At 69.2% G+C, this 15,064-nt stretch carries 15 protein-coding genes; 12 read left to right on the top strand and 3 right to left on the bottom strand.

Annotated features, from left to right (window positions below):
- The first annotated feature begins 69 nt into the window (after positions 1–69).
- The 7 genes from FDK12_RS11180 (at position 70) to FDK12_RS11150 (ending at position 8,805) form a co-directional block, all read left to right on the top strand.
- The gene (locus FDK12_RS11180; RefSeq protein WP_137369655.1) at positions 70–1,710 is read left to right on the top strand and encodes an arabinogalactan endo-beta-1,4-galactanase; all 1,641 of its coding nucleotides are present in this window, start codon (positions 70–72) and stop codon (positions 1,708–1,710) included.
- A 100-nt stretch (positions 1,711–1,810) separates the two neighbouring features.
- On the top strand, positions 1,811–2,731 hold the full coding sequence (locus FDK12_RS11175; RefSeq protein WP_137369654.1) for an AEC family transporter: 921 nt from the start codon (positions 1,811–1,813) through the stop codon (positions 2,729–2,731).
- A 120-nt stretch (positions 2,732–2,851) separates the two neighbouring features.
- Entirely contained in the window at positions 2,852–3,199 is a 348-nt protein-coding gene (locus tag FDK12_RS11170; protein WP_137369653.1) for a hypothetical protein, read from the top strand.
- Between the two features lie 221 nt (positions 3,200–3,420).
- On the top strand, positions 3,421–4,644 hold the full coding sequence (locus FDK12_RS11165) for an MFS transporter (RefSeq protein WP_189636332.1): 1,224 nt from the start codon (positions 3,421–3,423) through the stop codon (positions 4,642–4,644).
- A gap of 323 nt (positions 4,645–4,967) precedes the next feature.
- A complete protein-coding gene (locus tag FDK12_RS11160) occupies positions 4,968–6,593 on the top strand; it encodes a BCCT family transporter (RefSeq protein ID WP_137369651.1) in 1,626 nt (541 codons plus the stop codon).
- A 52-nt stretch (positions 6,594–6,645) separates the two neighbouring features.
- Complete coding sequence (locus FDK12_RS11155) at positions 6,646–7,713, top strand: alcohol dehydrogenase catalytic domain-containing protein (RefSeq protein WP_137369650.1); 1,068 nt, start codon at positions 6,646–6,648, stop codon at positions 7,711–7,713.
- A gap of 39 nt (positions 7,714–7,752) precedes the next feature.
- The gene (locus FDK12_RS11150; protein ID WP_137369649.1) at positions 7,753–8,805 is read left to right on the top strand and encodes an acyl-CoA thioesterase; all 1,053 of its coding nucleotides are present in this window, start codon (positions 7,753–7,755) and stop codon (positions 8,803–8,805) included.
- Here the strand turns inward: FDK12_RS11150 and FDK12_RS11145 are convergent.
- Complete coding sequence (locus tag FDK12_RS11145) at positions 8,778–9,083, bottom strand: MmcQ/YjbR family DNA-binding protein (RefSeq protein ID WP_137369648.1); 306 nt, start codon at positions 9,081–9,083, stop codon at positions 8,778–8,780. The genes FDK12_RS11150 and FDK12_RS11145 overlap by 28 nt on opposite strands.
- Before the next feature lie 46 nt (positions 9,084–9,129).
- The gene (locus FDK12_RS11140; RefSeq protein WP_137369647.1) at positions 9,130–10,383 is read right to left on the bottom strand and encodes an amidohydrolase; all 1,254 of its coding nucleotides are present in this window, start codon (positions 10,381–10,383) and stop codon (positions 9,130–9,132) included.
- Positions 10,384–10,592: 209 nt separating this feature from the next.
- On the opposite strand from FDK12_RS11140, the gene FDK12_RS11135 reads away from it, so the two are divergent.
- Positions 10,593–11,372 (top strand): hypothetical protein, encoded by a 780-nt coding sequence (locus FDK12_RS11135; RefSeq protein WP_137369646.1) that lies wholly within the window; start codon positions 10,593–10,595, stop codon positions 11,370–11,372.
- 23 nt (positions 11,373–11,395) lie between these two features.
- Here FDK12_RS11135 and FDK12_RS11130 read toward each other — a convergent pair whose 3' ends face one another.
- On the bottom strand, positions 11,396–12,025 hold the full coding sequence (locus tag FDK12_RS11130) for an SGNH/GDSL hydrolase family protein (RefSeq protein WP_137369645.1): 630 nt from the start codon (positions 12,023–12,025) through the stop codon (positions 11,396–11,398).
- 233 nt (positions 12,026–12,258) lie between these two features.
- Here FDK12_RS11130 and FDK12_RS11125 point away from each other — a divergent pair, with 233 nt between their 5' ends.
- From FDK12_RS11125 to FDK12_RS11110, 4 genes are all read left to right on the top strand, one after another.
- Positions 12,259–12,909: a nucleoside/nucleotide kinase family protein gene (locus tag FDK12_RS11125; RefSeq protein WP_223263240.1), complete on the top strand. Its 651-nt coding sequence runs from the start codon at positions 12,259–12,261 to the stop codon at positions 12,907–12,909.
- Positions 12,910–13,066: 157 nt separating this feature from the next.
- Positions 13,067–13,924, top strand: a complete 858-nt coding sequence (locus FDK12_RS11120; RefSeq protein WP_137369643.1) for an SDR family oxidoreductase — start codon at positions 13,067–13,069, stop codon at positions 13,922–13,924.
- 94 nt (positions 13,925–14,018) lie between these two features.
- Positions 14,019–14,459 (top strand): redox-sensitive transcriptional activator SoxR, encoded by a 441-nt coding sequence (soxR, locus tag FDK12_RS11115; RefSeq protein ID WP_137369642.1) that lies wholly within the window; start codon positions 14,019–14,021, stop codon positions 14,457–14,459.
- Between the two features lie 43 nt (positions 14,460–14,502).
- Entirely contained in the window at positions 14,503–15,024 is a 522-nt protein-coding gene (locus tag FDK12_RS11110; RefSeq protein WP_137369641.1) for a flavin reductase family protein, read from the top strand.
- The last annotated feature ends 40 nt before the right edge of the window (positions 15,025–15,064 follow it).

The raw sequence follows: 15,064 nt of genomic DNA, 5'->3' as shown, positions 1-15,064 counted from the left end.
CCATCCGGCAGGGCGCGTAACAGCAGTACCCGCACAACCCCGGCTGGGGACCTACGTCAAGGAGGACGCATGAGAACACTGCACGCAGCACCGCGAACACGGGGCGGACGACGCCACAAGGGAAGGGCCCTGGCCGCCGCAGTCCTGGCCGCCGTCGCCCTGCCCGCAGGGCTGGCACCGGCCGTGGCCGCACCAGCACCCGCTCCGGGTGGCATCATCAATCCGGGCTTCGACGCGGGACTGGAGGGTTGGAAGACCACGGGCAATCCGCGCTCCACCGTCGTCGGGAGCGACGCCGGCGGCACGCACCTCACGCAGCGGCTCGCCGAGGACGGCACCGCCACCGCCCGCCAGAAGACCGGCGCGCTGGCACCGGGCTGGTGGACGGTGTCCGCCCGCGTGAAGTCGGAGGGCTCGCTGGGTGCATCGCGCATCGGCCTGCGCAACTGCGGGACCGACGGTGAGACGGTCATCCCGTCGACGGCCCAGGACGGGGCGTGGCTGACCATCGCCGCGGACGCCTATGTCACCAAAGGCTCCTGCGAGGTCGTCATCGAGACGCGCGGCACGGCCGGCGACTGGGTGGTCGTCGATGACGTGACCCTGGCGCCCGGCAGCGTCTCCCGCACCGTCCGCGGTGCCGACCTGTCCAACCTGCTGAAGAACGAGGACAACGGGGCGGCGTACTTCGACGCCGCCGGGCGGCCCGCCGATGCCGTGCAGGCCTTCGCCGACGCCGGCGCCACCATGGTGCGCCTCAAGGTGTGGGTGGATCCCGCGGACGGCTACAACACGACGGACCAGGTGGTCGCGACGGCTAAGCGTGCGAAGGCTGCGGGCATGGAGGTGCTCGTCGACTTCCACTACAGCGACCGGTGGACCGACCCCGGCGCGCAGGGGATGCCCGCGGCATGGGTCGGCCTCGGTCCCGAAGCCGTGGCCGACGCCCTGTACCAGCACACGCACGAGGTACTCACCGCACTGAAGGACGCGGGTGCGACGGCGGACGCGGTGCAGGTGGGCAACGAGATCAACCCGGGCATGCTGTGGCCCCTCGGTCAGACCTGGGACGTCGTTCCGGGCGACGGGGTGGACGGCGCGCAGTGGGACAACCTTGCGATGTTCCTCTCCGCGGGTTCCCGTGCCGTCAAGGACGTCAGCGCCGACACCGACGTCATCCTGCACCTGACGAACATCAACAACGGCATCGGCGGGCTCACCTGGTGGTTCGACGAGATCACCGCACGGAACGTGCAGTTCGACACCATCGGCCTGTCCTACTACGGCTACTGGCACGGCTCGATGGCCGACCTGCAGAACGCGATCACCACCCTCTCGTCGAGGTACGACCGCGACGTGCTCGTGGTCGAGAACTCCTACCCCTTCACTTTGGCGGACAACACCGTGGATCCCTGGGAGAACGTCATCGACCTCGAATCCGAACTGGTGCCGGGCTACCCGGCGACGCCGGAGGGCCAGGCAGCGAACTTCCGGGCGGTACAGGACGTCGTCGCCTCCGCTCCCGGCGGTCGTGGCATCGGCGTAGTGAGCTGGGAACCCGCCTGGACCGCCGTCGAGGGTAATGGCTGGGACCCGGCCGATCCGGCGAGCGGCAACGCGTGGGAGAACCAGGCGATGTTCGATTTCCAGGGCAGGGCGCTTCCGGCCCTCGCCGAGTACGCACCCGATGCGGAGCCGCGCATCAAGTAGCACGTCCGCGCCTCCTGAGACCTGGTGCGTCCTGCTTCCACCGCAGGACGCACTAGGTTCTTAAGGGGGTTATCGGTCTCGACTGCCGGAGGGAGGACGCATGCTCGGAGTGCTGGGTGGTTTCGCCGTCGTCGGCGCCGTGATCCTGGTCGGTTACGTCGCCGGGCGCCTCGCCATCGGCGGACCACAGGCCGGAGCCGCGCTGAACCAGGTGGCATTCTTCGTGACCAATCCGGCCCTGCTGTTCACCGTCCTCGCGGACGCCGACCTCGGCTCGGTGTTCTCGGAGTATGCGCCGATCGCCCTCATCTCCTCGCTGGGCGTCGCCGGCGTCTACGTGCTCATCAGCAGGTTTCTCTTCCGCCGGGCGGCAGCCGAAACGGCGGTCGGCGCCATGGCGAGTTCCTACGTGAACGCCAACAACATCGGCATCCCCATCACCGTCTACGCCCTCGGCAACGCGGCGCTGATCGCGCCCGTACTGCTCGTGCAACTCCTCCTCCTGGCGCCGCTCTACCTGACGATCCTCGACCTCACCTCCAGCCGGAAGCCCTCCGTGCTGGCCGTGCTCACCCAACCGTTCCGCAACCCGATGATCATCACCTCGCTGCTCGGCGTCGCCGTGGCCGCGACCGGGATCCGACCGCCCGCGCCGGTGTGGGACTCCCTCACCCTCATCGGCGGCGCCGCGGTCCCGATGGTGCTGATCTCCTTCGGGATGTCCCTGCCGGGGAGCAGACCGCTCAGGCGCAGCCCGGACCGCCTTCAGGTGCTCACCGCGACGGCGCTCAAGACGGTCCTCATGCCGGTGGCCGCCTACCTGACCGCACATCATCTTTTCGGGCTCGACGGCGAGAGGCTGCTCGGCGCAGTCGTCGTATCCGCCCTGCCCACCGCCCAGAACGTCTTCATGTTCGCCACTCGCTACGGGCGCGGCATACCGCTGGCCCGCGACGCGGTGCTGCTGTCCTCGGCCCTGGCGATTCCGGCACTGATCGTGGTCGCCGCCCTGCTCGCCTGACCGGCGGGCGACCGCGCAGGGTCCCCCACCCCTGCGGTAAGCCGCCTGCTTGTTCCCTGCGTGCCCTGCCCCTACTATCGAACGGTTGCCGTGCGGTTCACGGTCAGAGATTGGATGGCCATGAAGAGCAGGATCGCCCCGGACGAACCGTTCCCCGCCGACCTCGGTCGGCTGAGGGACGAGGATGTCGAGATCCTGAACAGCAAGGTGCATCGCGAGATCGAGCACGAGGTCGCCGAGGACGGCGAAGTGGCCACCGAGACGGAGTTCCGGAAAGCCGAACTGGCCGAGGAGCTCGACGACCGCGAGGACGGTCCGCGCCTGACGCTCGTCCCGCAGCACGCGAACCCGGAGGACTCCGCCGGGACCAACGGCGAGCAGGCCCCTGGCGCGCAGGAAACAGCAGCGCCGGGCGAGCGGACCGAGACGGCGTCCGGGCGCTTCGCCTCCGACGCTGAGCGGAACTGACGCCGGTTCACCGCGCCCTGCGGGCCGGCTTCCCGCGCTCAGCACATCATCTGGAGCCGGGTGGCTCCCATCAGGGGCCATGACGTCGCAGGAATGACTTGGGAGCCCGCGGTGTTGGCCCAAGGGTCAGGGCGATCATTAGTCTTGACCGCAGTACGCCCTTCGGATTTCAACGGTGCAGCCGGGGCGACGACCGCCGGAATCCCCATGATTGGTATCCCTTGTCTGTTTCCTCCTCGCCGGTGACGACCACCGCGCCGTTCCCCTACATCGGGCTGCTGTCCCTTGCGGGCGCGATCTTCGTCTCCGTGACCAGCGAATTCCTCCCCACGGGACTCCTCCCCGCCATGGCGCGTGACCTCGACGTCAAGATCTCGACGGCCGGTTACCTCGTGACCATCTTCGCCGGCACCGTCGTCATCGCGACCACTCCACTCGCTGCCGTGACCCAGCGGTACTCACGGAAGACGCTGATCGTCGTGGTGCTGCTCGTCATCGCGGTGGCGAACGTCATCGCGGCGATAGCGCCCACCTACGGAGTGCTCGTGGCGGCGCGCATCCTCGGCGGACTGGCGCACGGCCTGTTCTGGGCCGTCGTGGCGGCGTACGCGGCGCACCTCGTCCCCGCCCACCAACTCGGCAAGGCCGTGTCCATCACCGCGGGCGGCGGAACGGCGGCGTTCGTGCTCGGCGTCCCGGTGGGAACGGCCATCGGCAATGCGCTGGGCTGGCGTGCGGCCTTCATCATCATCGGGGTAGTGGTCGCCGTCCTCGCCCTCGTGATCGTGAAATTCCTGCCACCGGTCAACCACCACGTGGAACGGAAAGCCGGAGAGGAACGCGTTCCCCTGTACCGGGACCCCAGCTTCAAAGCCGTACTCCTGCTGTGCACCGTGATCCTGATCCTGCTGACCGGCCAGAACACCTTCTACACCTACATCGCCCCCTGGCTGACGGACGTCTCCTCCTTCGAGCAGGGATCCGTCGCCCTCGTCCTGTTCCTCTACGGCGGTGCGGGGATCATCGGGCTGGTCGGTGCCGGGTACGCCTCCGACCGTTTCCCGCGCAAGGCGTTCGTCGGCGTCGTGCTGGTCGTCATGGCGGCAGTCCTCACCCTTGCGCTCGCCACCGCCAGCACCGTGGTGGTCCTGATAGCCGTCATCGTCTGGGGAGCGGCGTTCGGCGGCATCCCCGCGATGCTGCAGACCCGCATGCTGCGCACCGCGTCCTTCCGGACCCGCGATCTCTCGGCCGCGCTCCAGACGACGGCGTTCAACGTGGGCATCGGTGGCGGCGCCCTGCTCGGCGGACTCCTGCTCGACGGCATCGGGCTCGACGTCCTCCCGTTCGTGATGATCCTCCTCGTCGCGATCGGCCTCGGACTGAGCCTCGCCACCGACACCGTGAAGGACCGGCGGGAGCGCCACCAGCTGCGCGCGAGCTGATCCGTCGGCCGCTCCGGCCCCGTACTGTCGGCCCGGGCTGCGTGCTTGGTCACAATCGGGCCGTCGAATGCACCGGCCGCAACCGCGGGAAGCGGACACCACTCGGCGTGGCGTGCAGCACCCCGAGTGGCGCCGACTGCACGCCGGCGGGGCAGAGGATTCGCCGGGGATAGAGGGAAGCAGGCTCCCTGCGTCCGCCCGGGCGGAGGCCGCCGGCGGGTCGGACCCGGGCGCCCAGAAGCAGCAGCGGAGGGTACGAGCAAGCAGCATCCGGGCCGAATTACGCCACGCCCGGCCCGTGCGCCGCGCGTATCGTAAGCCCTATGTCTAATTCCACCGAGCCCATCCAAGGATCACCGCCCAGCGAGGACACCCCCTTCGAGGCCCCTCCCGGAGAGGCCCCCGCGAAAGCCGCGCTGGACAGGCCGGTCCTCTTCATCTCGCTGTCGATCGTCATCCTGCTGATGCTCGCGGCGGTCATCTTCCCGACCGCCTTCTCCGATGTCACCACCGCGGTGCTGAACAGCCTCGTCTCGAACTTCGGCTGGGCCTTCGTCCTCACGGCAACCGGTTTCGTCGTGTTCGCGCTCTTCCTCGCCTTCAGCAAGTACGGGCGCATCCCCCTCGGCAAGGACGGCGAGAAACCCGAGTACTCCCGCGCGTCCTGGATCGCGATGATGTTCAGTGCCGGCATGGGCATCGGTCTCATGTTCTACGGTGTGACCGAGCCGATCACGCACTACCTCACGCCTCCCGTGAGCGGCATCGAGCCCGCCACCTCCGAGGCGGCGCGCCAGTCGATGAACTACACGCTCTTCCACTGGGCCATCCATCCGTGGGCCATCTACGCCGTCGTCGGTCTGGCGCTCGCCTACTCGGCCTTCCGCAAGGGACGCGGCACCGGCTTCAGCGGCGCCTTCACCGCGCTGTTCCGGGGCCGACCCGCACCGAAGGGCATGCGCGCCATCGACGTCTTCGCGATCTTCGCGACCCTCTTCGGATCCGCCACCTCCTTGGGCCTCGGCGTCCTCCAGATCAACGGCGGGCTCACCAAGGTCTTCGGAGTGGGCAGCAGCCTCGGTCTGCAGATAGGGCTGATCGCACTGCTGACGGTCTGCTTCGTCCTGTCCGCCGTCAGTGGGATCAGCCGAGGCATCAAGTGGCTCTCCAACGGCAACATGATCCTTGCCCTGGCCCTGCTGTTCTTCCTCTTCGTCGTCGGCCCCACGGTCTTCATCCTGGAACTGATCCCGGCATCGGCGGGCAACTACCTCATCAGCCTGCCCCAGATGTCCTCGCGCACCGGCGCCTTCGGCGGACACGAGTGGCTCGCCGCCTGGACGATCTTCTACTGGGCCTGGTGGGTCTCGTGGACCCCGTTCGTCGGCTCCTTCCTCGCGAAGATCTCGCGCGGCCGCACCATCCGCGAGTTCATCATCGGGGTCGTCGCCGTTCCGAGCCTCATCAGCGTGGTGTGGTTCGGCGTGTGGGGCGGCTCGGCGCTCAACCTCCAGAACAACGGCGTCGACATCGCGGCGGCGAATGCCGAGAGCCAGGAGTCTGCGATGTTCGCACTGCTGGCCGAGTACCCGCTGGCCTCGGTGACCTCGATCCTCGTGGTGATCCTCGTCGCCATCTTCTTCATCTCGGGAGCGGACGCCTCGTCGATCGTCCTTGGTTCGCTGTCCTCCTTCGGCGCGGCCGTGCCGCGCAAGTGGCTGACCATCATGTGGGGGGCCCTGACGGGCGGCGTGGCCGCCATCCTGCTGTCGGTCGGAAGCCTCCAGGCCCTGCAGACACTCACGATCATCGCCGCGGCACCGTTCCTGCTCGTGATGATCGGGCTGTGCGTTGCACTCATGATGGACCTCTCGAAGGACCCCCTCATCACCGGAGCCCGGCGCACCGGCTCGCGCACTGCACGCACAGCAGGGCAGCGCAGGTCCTGATACGACAGGCCTGAATGGTCCGGGCGGGGAATCCGCGAGGCAGAATGGTGCGATGCGCGCTGTCTGGTTCGACGAATTCTCCGCCCGTCCCGTTCTCAGGGACGTTCCCGAGCCCACCCCTTCGCGGCGAGGCGTCGTCGTCCGGGTGGAGGCGACCGGCCTGTGCCGCAGCGACGTGCACGGTTGGCTGGGGCACGACGACGGGATAGCCCTCCCGCACGTCCCCGGCCACGAACTGGTCGGTACCATCACCGCGCTCGGTGACGAGGTCCGCCGCTTCTCCGTGGGTGACCGCGTCACCACTCCCTTCGTGTGCGCCTGCGGGCAGTGCCCGGAGTGCGCGTCCGGCAACGGTCAGGTGTGCCGGAACCAGACACAGCCGGGCTTCACGCACTGGGGCTCGTTCGCCGACTTCGTGGCCCTGCACGACGCCGACACCAACCTCATCGCCGTGCCCGCGTCCCTGGACAGCGGTGCAGCTGCCCTTCTCGGCTGCCGGTTCGCCACGTCCTACCGCGGGCTCGTGCACCAGGCGCGGCTCGGAGCCGGGGACACGCTCGTCGTGGTGGGCTGCGGCGGGGTAGGACTGAGCGCCGTCATGATCGGCGTCGCGCTGGGCGCGGAGGTGGTCGCGGTCGACGTCGATCCTGCGGCACTGGCGCGCGCCGCCCGCTTCGGCGCCGCCAGCACCGTCGACTCGTCGGGGATGTCCCGAGCCGCGGTGCTGCAGGCCCTGGCGACGGCGGCACCGGGCGGGTTCGACGTGTCCGTGGACGCCCTCGGCCGCGAGGAGACCGCTGCAGTGGCGATCCTCTCGCTACGACCCCGCGGCCGCCACGTGCAGATCGGCCTCTTCCCGAAGGATCCGGTGATCCCGATGGGCGCGGTGATCGGCAAGGAGCTGTCCGTGCTCGGCAGCCACGGGATGCCGGCGCAGGACTACCCGGGCCTGCTCGACCTCGTCGCCGACAACAGGTTGCGTCCGCAGGACCTGATCGAGCGGACCATTTCCCTCGCGGACGTCCCTGATGCCCTCGTCGCCATGGCGGACGACCGTTCGGCGGGTGGGTTGACCGTCGTCGACCTCGGACCCGGGCAACACTTCGACGCCCAGGGGTGATCAGATATCACCATGTCCTTAACATGGTGATACTTGGTCATGGACGAACACCCGGCCCTTCCGGCCCAGCCCCCCTCGAACGCCGTCACCCTGAGGTTCCTTGCCTCTCCCACCGATCTCGGGCACAGCGGCTCGGTGGACGCCGGGACAGTGCTCGAGTGGGTGGACAAGGCGGCGTACGCGGCAGCGGTCGGTTGGGCCAAGACCTACTGCGTGACGGCCTATGTGGGCAACATCCACTTCGCCGACCCTGTGGTGGTGGGCGATCTCGTGGAGGTCGAGGCCACGATCGTGCACACGGGCACGTCCTCCATGCACATCCGCACCGTGGTCTCGTCCGGTTCCGTCTCCGGGAACGACGGCGGGAAGCGCAGCGAGTGCCTTGTGATCTTCGTGGCCGTGGGACCCGACGGAAGACCCGTGCCCGTCCCCGCCTTCGTGCCGGCTACGGATGCCGAGCGGCTGGAGAGCGACCACGCGGTGGCGCGCATCGGCGTCCGCAAGGAGATCGTCGAGGAGATGCGCCGACAGGAGTACACGGACGCGGGCACGGCGGAACGCACCGTCCTCCGGTTCCTGGCCGCACCCACCGACGTCAACTGGGGCGGCAAGGTGCACGGTGGAACGGTGATGGACTGGATCGATGAAGCCGCCTACGTCTGCTCGACGCGGTACTGCGGACTCGACACGGTGGCCGTCTTCTCGGGCGGCGTCCGGTTCCTCAAGCCACTGCGCATCGGGGACGTCGTCGAGGTGGAGGCGCGCCTCGTCTACACGGGCCACAAGGGCATGCACGTCGCCGTCCATGTCCGCTCGGGGAGCCCGACGTCGCGGGAGATGGCCCTGACCACCACGTGCCTGACCGTCATGGTCGCGCGCGACGACGAGGGCACCGCTGTCCCGGTGCCGCCCTGGGTGCCGCGCTCGGAGGAGGACCGCCGGCTTCACGAGCATGCCCGGAACCTCCTCCTGATCCGCAGCCGCGCGCCCGGAGCGATCCTCCCCACCCATCTTCGGGTGGCCACCGGCCAGGAGGCGCCGGTGGCTGGACCCTTGGTCGGCCTTCAGGACCGGCGCCCAGCGATCCGATAGGACTCTTCGATCAGTTCCGTCAGCTCACCGAGGTCCACCGCGTCGAGCCGGACGAGGACAAGCGCTTCGTACCGCTCATGGTGTGGATGAACGAAGAAGGCGTCCGGCTGGGTAGCGATCAATGCGTCGCGCTCGACGGTCTTGACGGTCAGGACGGCGTCGTCCCACATCCGGGCGAACAGCGTGCGCGCGAACCACGCGGGCCTGTTCCAGCTGAGCCGCTCGGAGGCCCCGGGCAGTGCGAGGCATACCGACCGGACGTCGTCTTCGCTGACCATTCCCCAACCCTCGCACCGGCCGCCCGTCCGGTCCAGTGGTCGTCGTTCAGCTCCTGAAGAGGCGTTCGAGCAGGTCGACGGCGAGAACCAGGGCGTCCTCGTCGACGTCGAACCGGCGGTGGTGGTGCGGTGCCGGGTTGGAGGCACCGACGAAGATGTAGGTGCCCGAGCCACCGGCCGCCTGGACGTCGCGGATGAGCAGGTGTGCGTCATCGCTTCCACCGCCTGAGGGACCCTTGGGGGTGAAGGTCGTGACGCCCGGAACGCCGGCGGCCGCGCGGGCGACGTCCTCGAGCAGCCCGTCGTCCGGCTGCGAGACCGCGGCCCGTCCGTAGGCTCTCGTGGAGACGGTCACCCCGTACATCTGCCCCGCTCCCTGGACGGCTGCCTCCGCACGGTCGTTGAGATCGGCGAGGACCGCGTTCGACGTCGACCGGGTCTCGTAGGTGATGGTGGCACGTGCGGGGATGATGTTGGCGCTGCCCTCGGCATGGAAGGTCCCGACGTTGACTCGCGTGTCCGCCTCCGCGAAGCGGGTGAGTCCGAGGATCGCGAGGGTCGCCTGGGCGGCGGCCGCGAGGGCGTGGCGTCCCTTCTCCGGTGCTGCCGCCGCGTGGGCGGCCTCGCCGTCGAAGGTGGCCTTCCACTTGGTGGTCGCCATCGCGTCCGTGACGCCGCCGACCACCGTCCCGGTCGGCAGGTCCCCACCGAGGTGGACCGCGAGCATTCGGTTCACGCCGCGCGTGACCCCGGCGTCGATCATCGGTTGCGCCCCGCGGACACCCTCCTCCGCCGGCTGGAACATGATGCGCACGCGACCCGGGAAGTTACCGTCGCGCAGGCGGTCCGCGAGCGCCAAACCGATCGCCGCGTGGCCATCATGGCCGCAGGCATGCATGCAGGGCGTGGTCGAGCGGAATCCTCCAGCCACCGGGGCATGATCGGTGGCTGTCTCCTCGTCGACCGGCAGGGCGTCGATGTCCACCCGGAGTCCCCACGTCGGGCCTGCCCGGTTCCCCTCCAGCTCCGCGATGATCGCCGTGCCGTGCTCCTGGAAGTAGGCGACATCCTCCGCCGATGCTCCGGCTGCGACGGCCCGCCCGCCCCACTCGTCCTTCTCGGCCTGGGTGGGCGGGAGCGCGATGCCTCCGACGTCGATCGCGTCCCTTCCGGTGGTGGCGCGCACGCCCATCCCCGCCAGTTCCGCGAGGATCACGGACGCCGTCCGGTACTCGAGGAACCCGGGCTCGGCGTGGGAATGGAACTGGCGGCGGAGGGCAGTGATCGTCTCGGGTCTCATGGTTCGACCCTACGCACCGACCGGCGACGGTGGCGCCACAGCATCCGGCGGCAGCAGTCGTCGCCGCGGGTGATCACGCAGGTATAACGACGAGCGCACGAATCTGCATCGATCAGGCGGTACCGGCAACAATCCCGTTGCGATGCTGTTCCTCACCCCTGGAGGAACAGCATCATGGGGCGATCCAACCGCGTTCTGAAGGAGTAACCATGCATCGATCAACTACAACCGCGCTGTTCCCGTCCGGGGCCCTGTGCCTCGCCGTCGTGCTCGCCTCCTGCAGTTCCCCCGGCTCGGGCACCGCGGGCGGTGATCCCGGCCAGGACGCCGACGCCGTCACGGCGACCTCGCCCGCGCCGGCGCCCACATCGACCCAGCCGCCGCCTCCGGCACCGTCGCCGGCCCCAGCTACGTCACCGGCATCCAAGGCGTCAGCGGACCCGGTCGCGGACGGGGACTGGGCGACCTACACGACGACCGACGGGAGCTTGTCCTTCGATCACCCGTCCGGCTGGTCGGCGGCCGTTTCCCCGGATGCACCTGAGCAGGGCGCTTCCGTCATCGTCGCGGACGAAGCCGGCCGACACCTGGCAACCCTCCGGACCAATCTGGTCACCGGGGCAGTATGTCCGGCGGAACTTCCGTATGCCCTCCTCGATTCGGAGCCCCTGCCTGCGCTGGCACAGGGACCGGACGCTCCGAGATTCGTTTTCGAGGGACGCACGGATCCCGCCGTGGCGGATCCGGTGGCCGCATCGACGCTCGCCTACGGCATCACCTCCGCCCCTGAACCAGCGGGACCCACGGCCTGCCCCATCTCCCACTTCTTCACGTGGCCGCCGTCCGGGGCTGCCTTCGGGGGCACCTACGATCCGTTCGAGGCGTATCCGGGCAAACCGATGCACATCGACACTCCGCAGGCCTACATGGAGACGGAGGAGTACCGGGATATCAGGACGATGATCACCTCGCTGCGTCCTGCGGGCTAGCAGGCCGTGACCGGGTGGGAACCTCAGCCCGCGATGACGGCTGAGTGCCTGACGGTCGGTTCAGGCAGGAGGAATGCTCGGATGGCTGCGGTGATCTTGCGGCCGCCCTGCACCGACGGTTCGATCGGATTCGCGTAGTCGCCGTCGTCGTCGCACACCAATCGGAGGTCGACGACGGACACGCCCCGCGCGAAGGCCGCCCGGGTGATGCAGTCGTTGAAGAACGCGAGCGCCGTGCGGATGACCCTGTAGGCCGGCTCCGAGCTGGGCGTGTCGTAGATGGTGCAGACGGCGACGGGCAGACCCATGGCGACAACGCGGTCGAGCATGGTCGCGTAGTCGTGGGCGAAGGCTTGCTGCGCGGCATGGAACGCGAGAAGTGCTTCGGGCACGCTCCCGACGGGCCGCTGCAGCAGGTGGCTGTGCCCGAGGGCGTCGTTGCCGCCGACGCTGACCACGAGGTGGGTGGCATCGGCGGGCACCGAGCGCAGCTGGCGGGCGACTCCGGTCGTGATGTCACCGTCGACCGCCAGCAGGGTGGCGGACCAGTCCACCGGCAGGACGTCCCGCAGCTGCTCCACGACGTCGGGACCGCCGCCGACATACCGCTTGTTGTCGAAGATGGAGTCCCCCAGCAGCACCGCGTGTCCCATTCGCCCTCCCGGCAGGTATCGCTCCATCCTCGCGGAGCGCCTGTCCGGCCCTCCAGTCACGCCCTCGGGCAGGTAGCGCTTGCGCCGGTCCCGCGCTCGTGCTCCCGGCCCACTGGTGCGCCCGTCGTGCGAATTCGTGCGCGCTTTACCTGGCGCCTCCCGGCATGATGGAGCTGGAATGCCTGCTGGGCAGCACGGCAGGACGAAACCGATGCGTGGCGAGGGACGGCGGCATGGAAGCACAGCAGATCCGGGATACCGACGCGCTCCGCCGGCTCGTGCCGCGCGCCGCGTCAGGGCAGCGCATCCTGCTGGGGGTCGTGGGGGCGCCGGGCGCAGGGAAGACCACCCTCGCATCCGCACTGGTGGCCCTCGGCCCCCGAGCGTCGGCGCATGTTCCCATGGACGGCTTCCACCTCGCCGATCGGGCCCTGAACGCACTGGGGCTCCTCGAACGGAAGGGCGCCCCCGAGACCTTCGACGCACACGGCTATGCGGCGCTGCTCGCACGGGTCCGGCGCAATCCCGGTCATATAGTGTATGTCCCGGCCTTCGAGCGCACCCTCGAGCAGCCACTGGCCAATGCCCTGCCCGTTGCGCCCTCGGCATCCTTGGTCGTCACCGAGGGCAACTATCTCCTGCTCGATGCGCCGGGTTGGCGTGAAGCCAGGGAGCAGCTCGACGAGGTCTGGTTCGTCGACGGCGACCAGGAGGTCCGCCGTCGTCGCCTGGTCGACCGCCACATCCGCTTCGGCAAGGACGCGCGCGCCGCGGAGGAGTGGGTCCAGCGCGTCGACGAGCCGAATGCCGCGCTCGTCGAGGCGACGAGGAGCGCCGCGGACCGCATCGTCGACCTGTCCCAGTGGCAGCCGGCCGAGTCATGACACGGCGCAGGGACGACCTGCCCTGATCAGGTCCGCCGGTGATCCTCCGCTTCCCGCGCAGCCCGGACCCGCCACCGGGAAGTGAATCCGCCCGCGCCCGGTTACCCCTCGTAGACGCACCGCCCAGGTGCCCGATCTACCCACCAGGAGGACACATATGACCATCGTCATCACCGGAGCCACGGGTCACCTCGGCCGCCAGGTCGTCGAGCAGCTGCTGGCGCGCGGCGTCGATCCCTCGACCATCGTCGCCGGCGGACGCAACGAGGAAGCCCTCGGCATGCTCGCATCGCACGGTGTCCGTACCGCGCGCGTCGACTACGCGGACGCCACGACGCTCGACACCGCCTTCGCGGGGGCCGACAAGATCCTCCTCATCTCGGGCAACGAGGTGGGGCAGCGCTCCGTCCAGCACAAGGCCGTGATCGACGCCGCCCGCCGGGTGGATGCCCCACTGGTCTACACGAGCGCACCGAAGGCATCGACATCGGCGCTCGTCCTCGCGCCGGAGCACAAAGCCACCGAAGGACTTCTCGAGGGCTCGGGACTGACCTACACGGTGCTCCGCAACAACTGGTACACCGAGAACTACGACGACACCATCCGCCAGGCGGCCTCGACGGGCGCGATCCTGACGAGTGCGGGTGACGGCAGCGTCGCGAGCGCGACGCGCAGGGACTACGCAGAAGCGGCCGCCGTCGTCCTGCTCTCGGACGAGTACACGGGCGAGATCCTCGAGCTCGGCGGCGATGAGCCCTGGACCATGGAGGAGCTTGCAGCCACCGTCTCGGACGTTGCCGGCAACCACGTCACCGTCAACCAGGTCTCGACCGACGAGCACATCGCGGCACTCAAGGGCTTCGGACTCGACGAGGGCACGGCAGGCTTCGTCGCCGCAATCGACGCCAATATCGCGGACGGACTCCTGGCCGAGAGCGACGGCTCGCTCTCCCGCACCATCGGGCGCCCGACGACGCCGCTGAAGCAGTACGTCAGCGAGCTGCTGGGCAAGTAGCTGATGGCGCTCGCCGTCGCCCCCGCCATCGACGCCGCCCCGCGGCCCACGCTGGCACGACGACGGCGGTTCGCCGCAGCAGGAAGGAGCGCTCATGCCGAATGACCCGGATCTCTCGGTGGGGCAGGTGGCCGCGCGCAGCGGCATGAGCGTCTCCGCGCTGCACTTCTACGAGCGCCAGGGCCTGATCCACAGCCGAAGGACCGCTGGCAACCAGCGCCGGTACGACCGCTCGGTGCTGCGCAGGGTAGCCGTGATCGCGGCGGCGCAGCGCGCTGGAATCCCCCTCGCGACGGTCGCCACCGCCTTCGCGGAGCTTCCGAAGGACGGCGTGCCGGACCAGGCGGACTGGCAGCGGCTCTCGGCGACCTGGCACCAGGAGATCGACAGGCGCATCGCCCAGCTGGAACACCTCCGCGACCGACTGGGCGGGTGCATCGGCTGCGGGTGTCTTTCGCTCGCGACCTGCGGCTTCGTCAACCCGGACGATGCCGCGGCATCGAAGGGCATCCGCTCGACGCTGCTCGACTCCTGACCGATTTGACCTCAACCTTTGTTCAGGTTCTAGCGTTGGAGGCATGACGATCCCCACCGGGCACGCCGCCCCCACCGCAGAGCTCTTCAAGGATGCGTTCCGCACGCATCCTGCCGGCATAGCCGTGATCACGGCGCAGGGGCCCGACGGTCCGGTCGGCCTGACGGCGTCATCGGTCTCCTCGGTATCGGCGGAACCGCCTGTCCTGGCTTTCTCGGTGTCGACGGCGTCGTCGTCGGCCGCCGTCCTCGTCGCCGCGGAGACCCTGGTGGTGCACCTGCTCGGCGCGGAGCAGCTCGACATCGCACGGCTGTTCGCCACGCGGGGTGCAGACCGATTCGGCGGAGCGGTCCAATGGCAGCCGCTCCCGACGTGCGAGCCGCTCCTGACGGACGCACCCTGGGCCCTGCGCTGCCGCATCCTGCACCGACTCCCCATCGGCGGATCGATGATCCTCGCCGCCGAGGTCGTAACGATCGAGCAGGCCAGGAGCGACGACGCCACCCCGCTCGTCTACCACAACCGTTCCTACCATCGCCTGGGCGACCAGTCGATGCTGGGCTGAAACCACCGCCACACCGAACGAGGAGCACCACATGAGCGAC

This window comes from Arthrobacter sp. NamB2, from assembly GCF_005281365.1.
GTDB lineage: Bacteria > Actinomycetota > Actinomycetes > Actinomycetales > Micrococcaceae > Arthrobacter_D.
The sequence above is the reverse complement of the archived record's forward strand: the minus strand, read 5'-3'. Positions and strand labels throughout refer to the sequence as shown.

Excerpts from the sequence above, each read along its gene's own strand:
- FDK12_RS11180 (WP_137369655.1), top strand. The coding sequence starts at position 70 with ATGAGAACACTGCACGCAGCACCGCGAACACGGGGCGGACGACGCCAC.
- FDK12_RS11175 (WP_137369654.1), top strand. The coding sequence starts at position 1,811 with ATGCTCGGAGTGCTGGGTGGTTTCGCCGTCGTCGGCGCCGTGATCCTG.
- FDK12_RS11170 (WP_137369653.1), top strand. The coding sequence starts at position 2,852 with ATGAAGAGCAGGATCGCCCCGGACGAACCGTTCCCCGCCGACCTCGGT.
- FDK12_RS11160 (WP_137369651.1), top strand. The coding sequence starts at position 4,968 with ATGTCTAATTCCACCGAGCCCATCCAAGGATCACCGCCCAGCGAGGAC.
- FDK12_RS11155 (WP_137369650.1), top strand. The coding sequence starts at position 6,646 with ATGCGCGCTGTCTGGTTCGACGAATTCTCCGCCCGTCCCGTTCTCAGG.
- FDK12_RS11150 (WP_137369649.1), top strand. The coding sequence starts at position 7,753 with ATGGACGAACACCCGGCCCTTCCGGCCCAGCCCCCCTCGAACGCCGTC.
- FDK12_RS11145 (WP_137369648.1), bottom strand. The coding sequence starts at position 9,083 with ATGGTCAGCGAAGACGACGTCCGGTCGGTATGCCTCGCACTGCCCGGG.
- FDK12_RS11140 (WP_137369647.1), bottom strand. The coding sequence starts at position 10,383 with ATGAGACCCGAGACGATCACTGCCCTCCGCCGCCAGTTCCATTCCCAC.
- FDK12_RS11135 (WP_137369646.1), top strand. The coding sequence starts at position 10,593 with ATGCATCGATCAACTACAACCGCGCTGTTCCCGTCCGGGGCCCTGTGC.
- FDK12_RS11130 (WP_137369645.1), bottom strand. The coding sequence starts at position 12,025 with ATGGGACACGCGGTGCTGCTGGGGGACTCCATCTTCGACAACAAGCGG.
- FDK12_RS11125 (WP_223263240.1), top strand. The coding sequence starts at position 12,259 with ATGGAAGCACAGCAGATCCGGGATACCGACGCGCTCCGCCGGCTCGTG.
- FDK12_RS11120 (WP_137369643.1), top strand. The coding sequence starts at position 13,067 with ATGACCATCGTCATCACCGGAGCCACGGGTCACCTCGGCCGCCAGGTC.
- soxR (WP_137369642.1), top strand. The coding sequence starts at position 14,019 with ATGCCGAATGACCCGGATCTCTCGGTGGGGCAGGTGGCCGCGCGCAGC.
- FDK12_RS11110 (WP_137369641.1), top strand. The coding sequence starts at position 14,503 with ATGACGATCCCCACCGGGCACGCCGCCCCCACCGCAGAGCTCTTCAAG.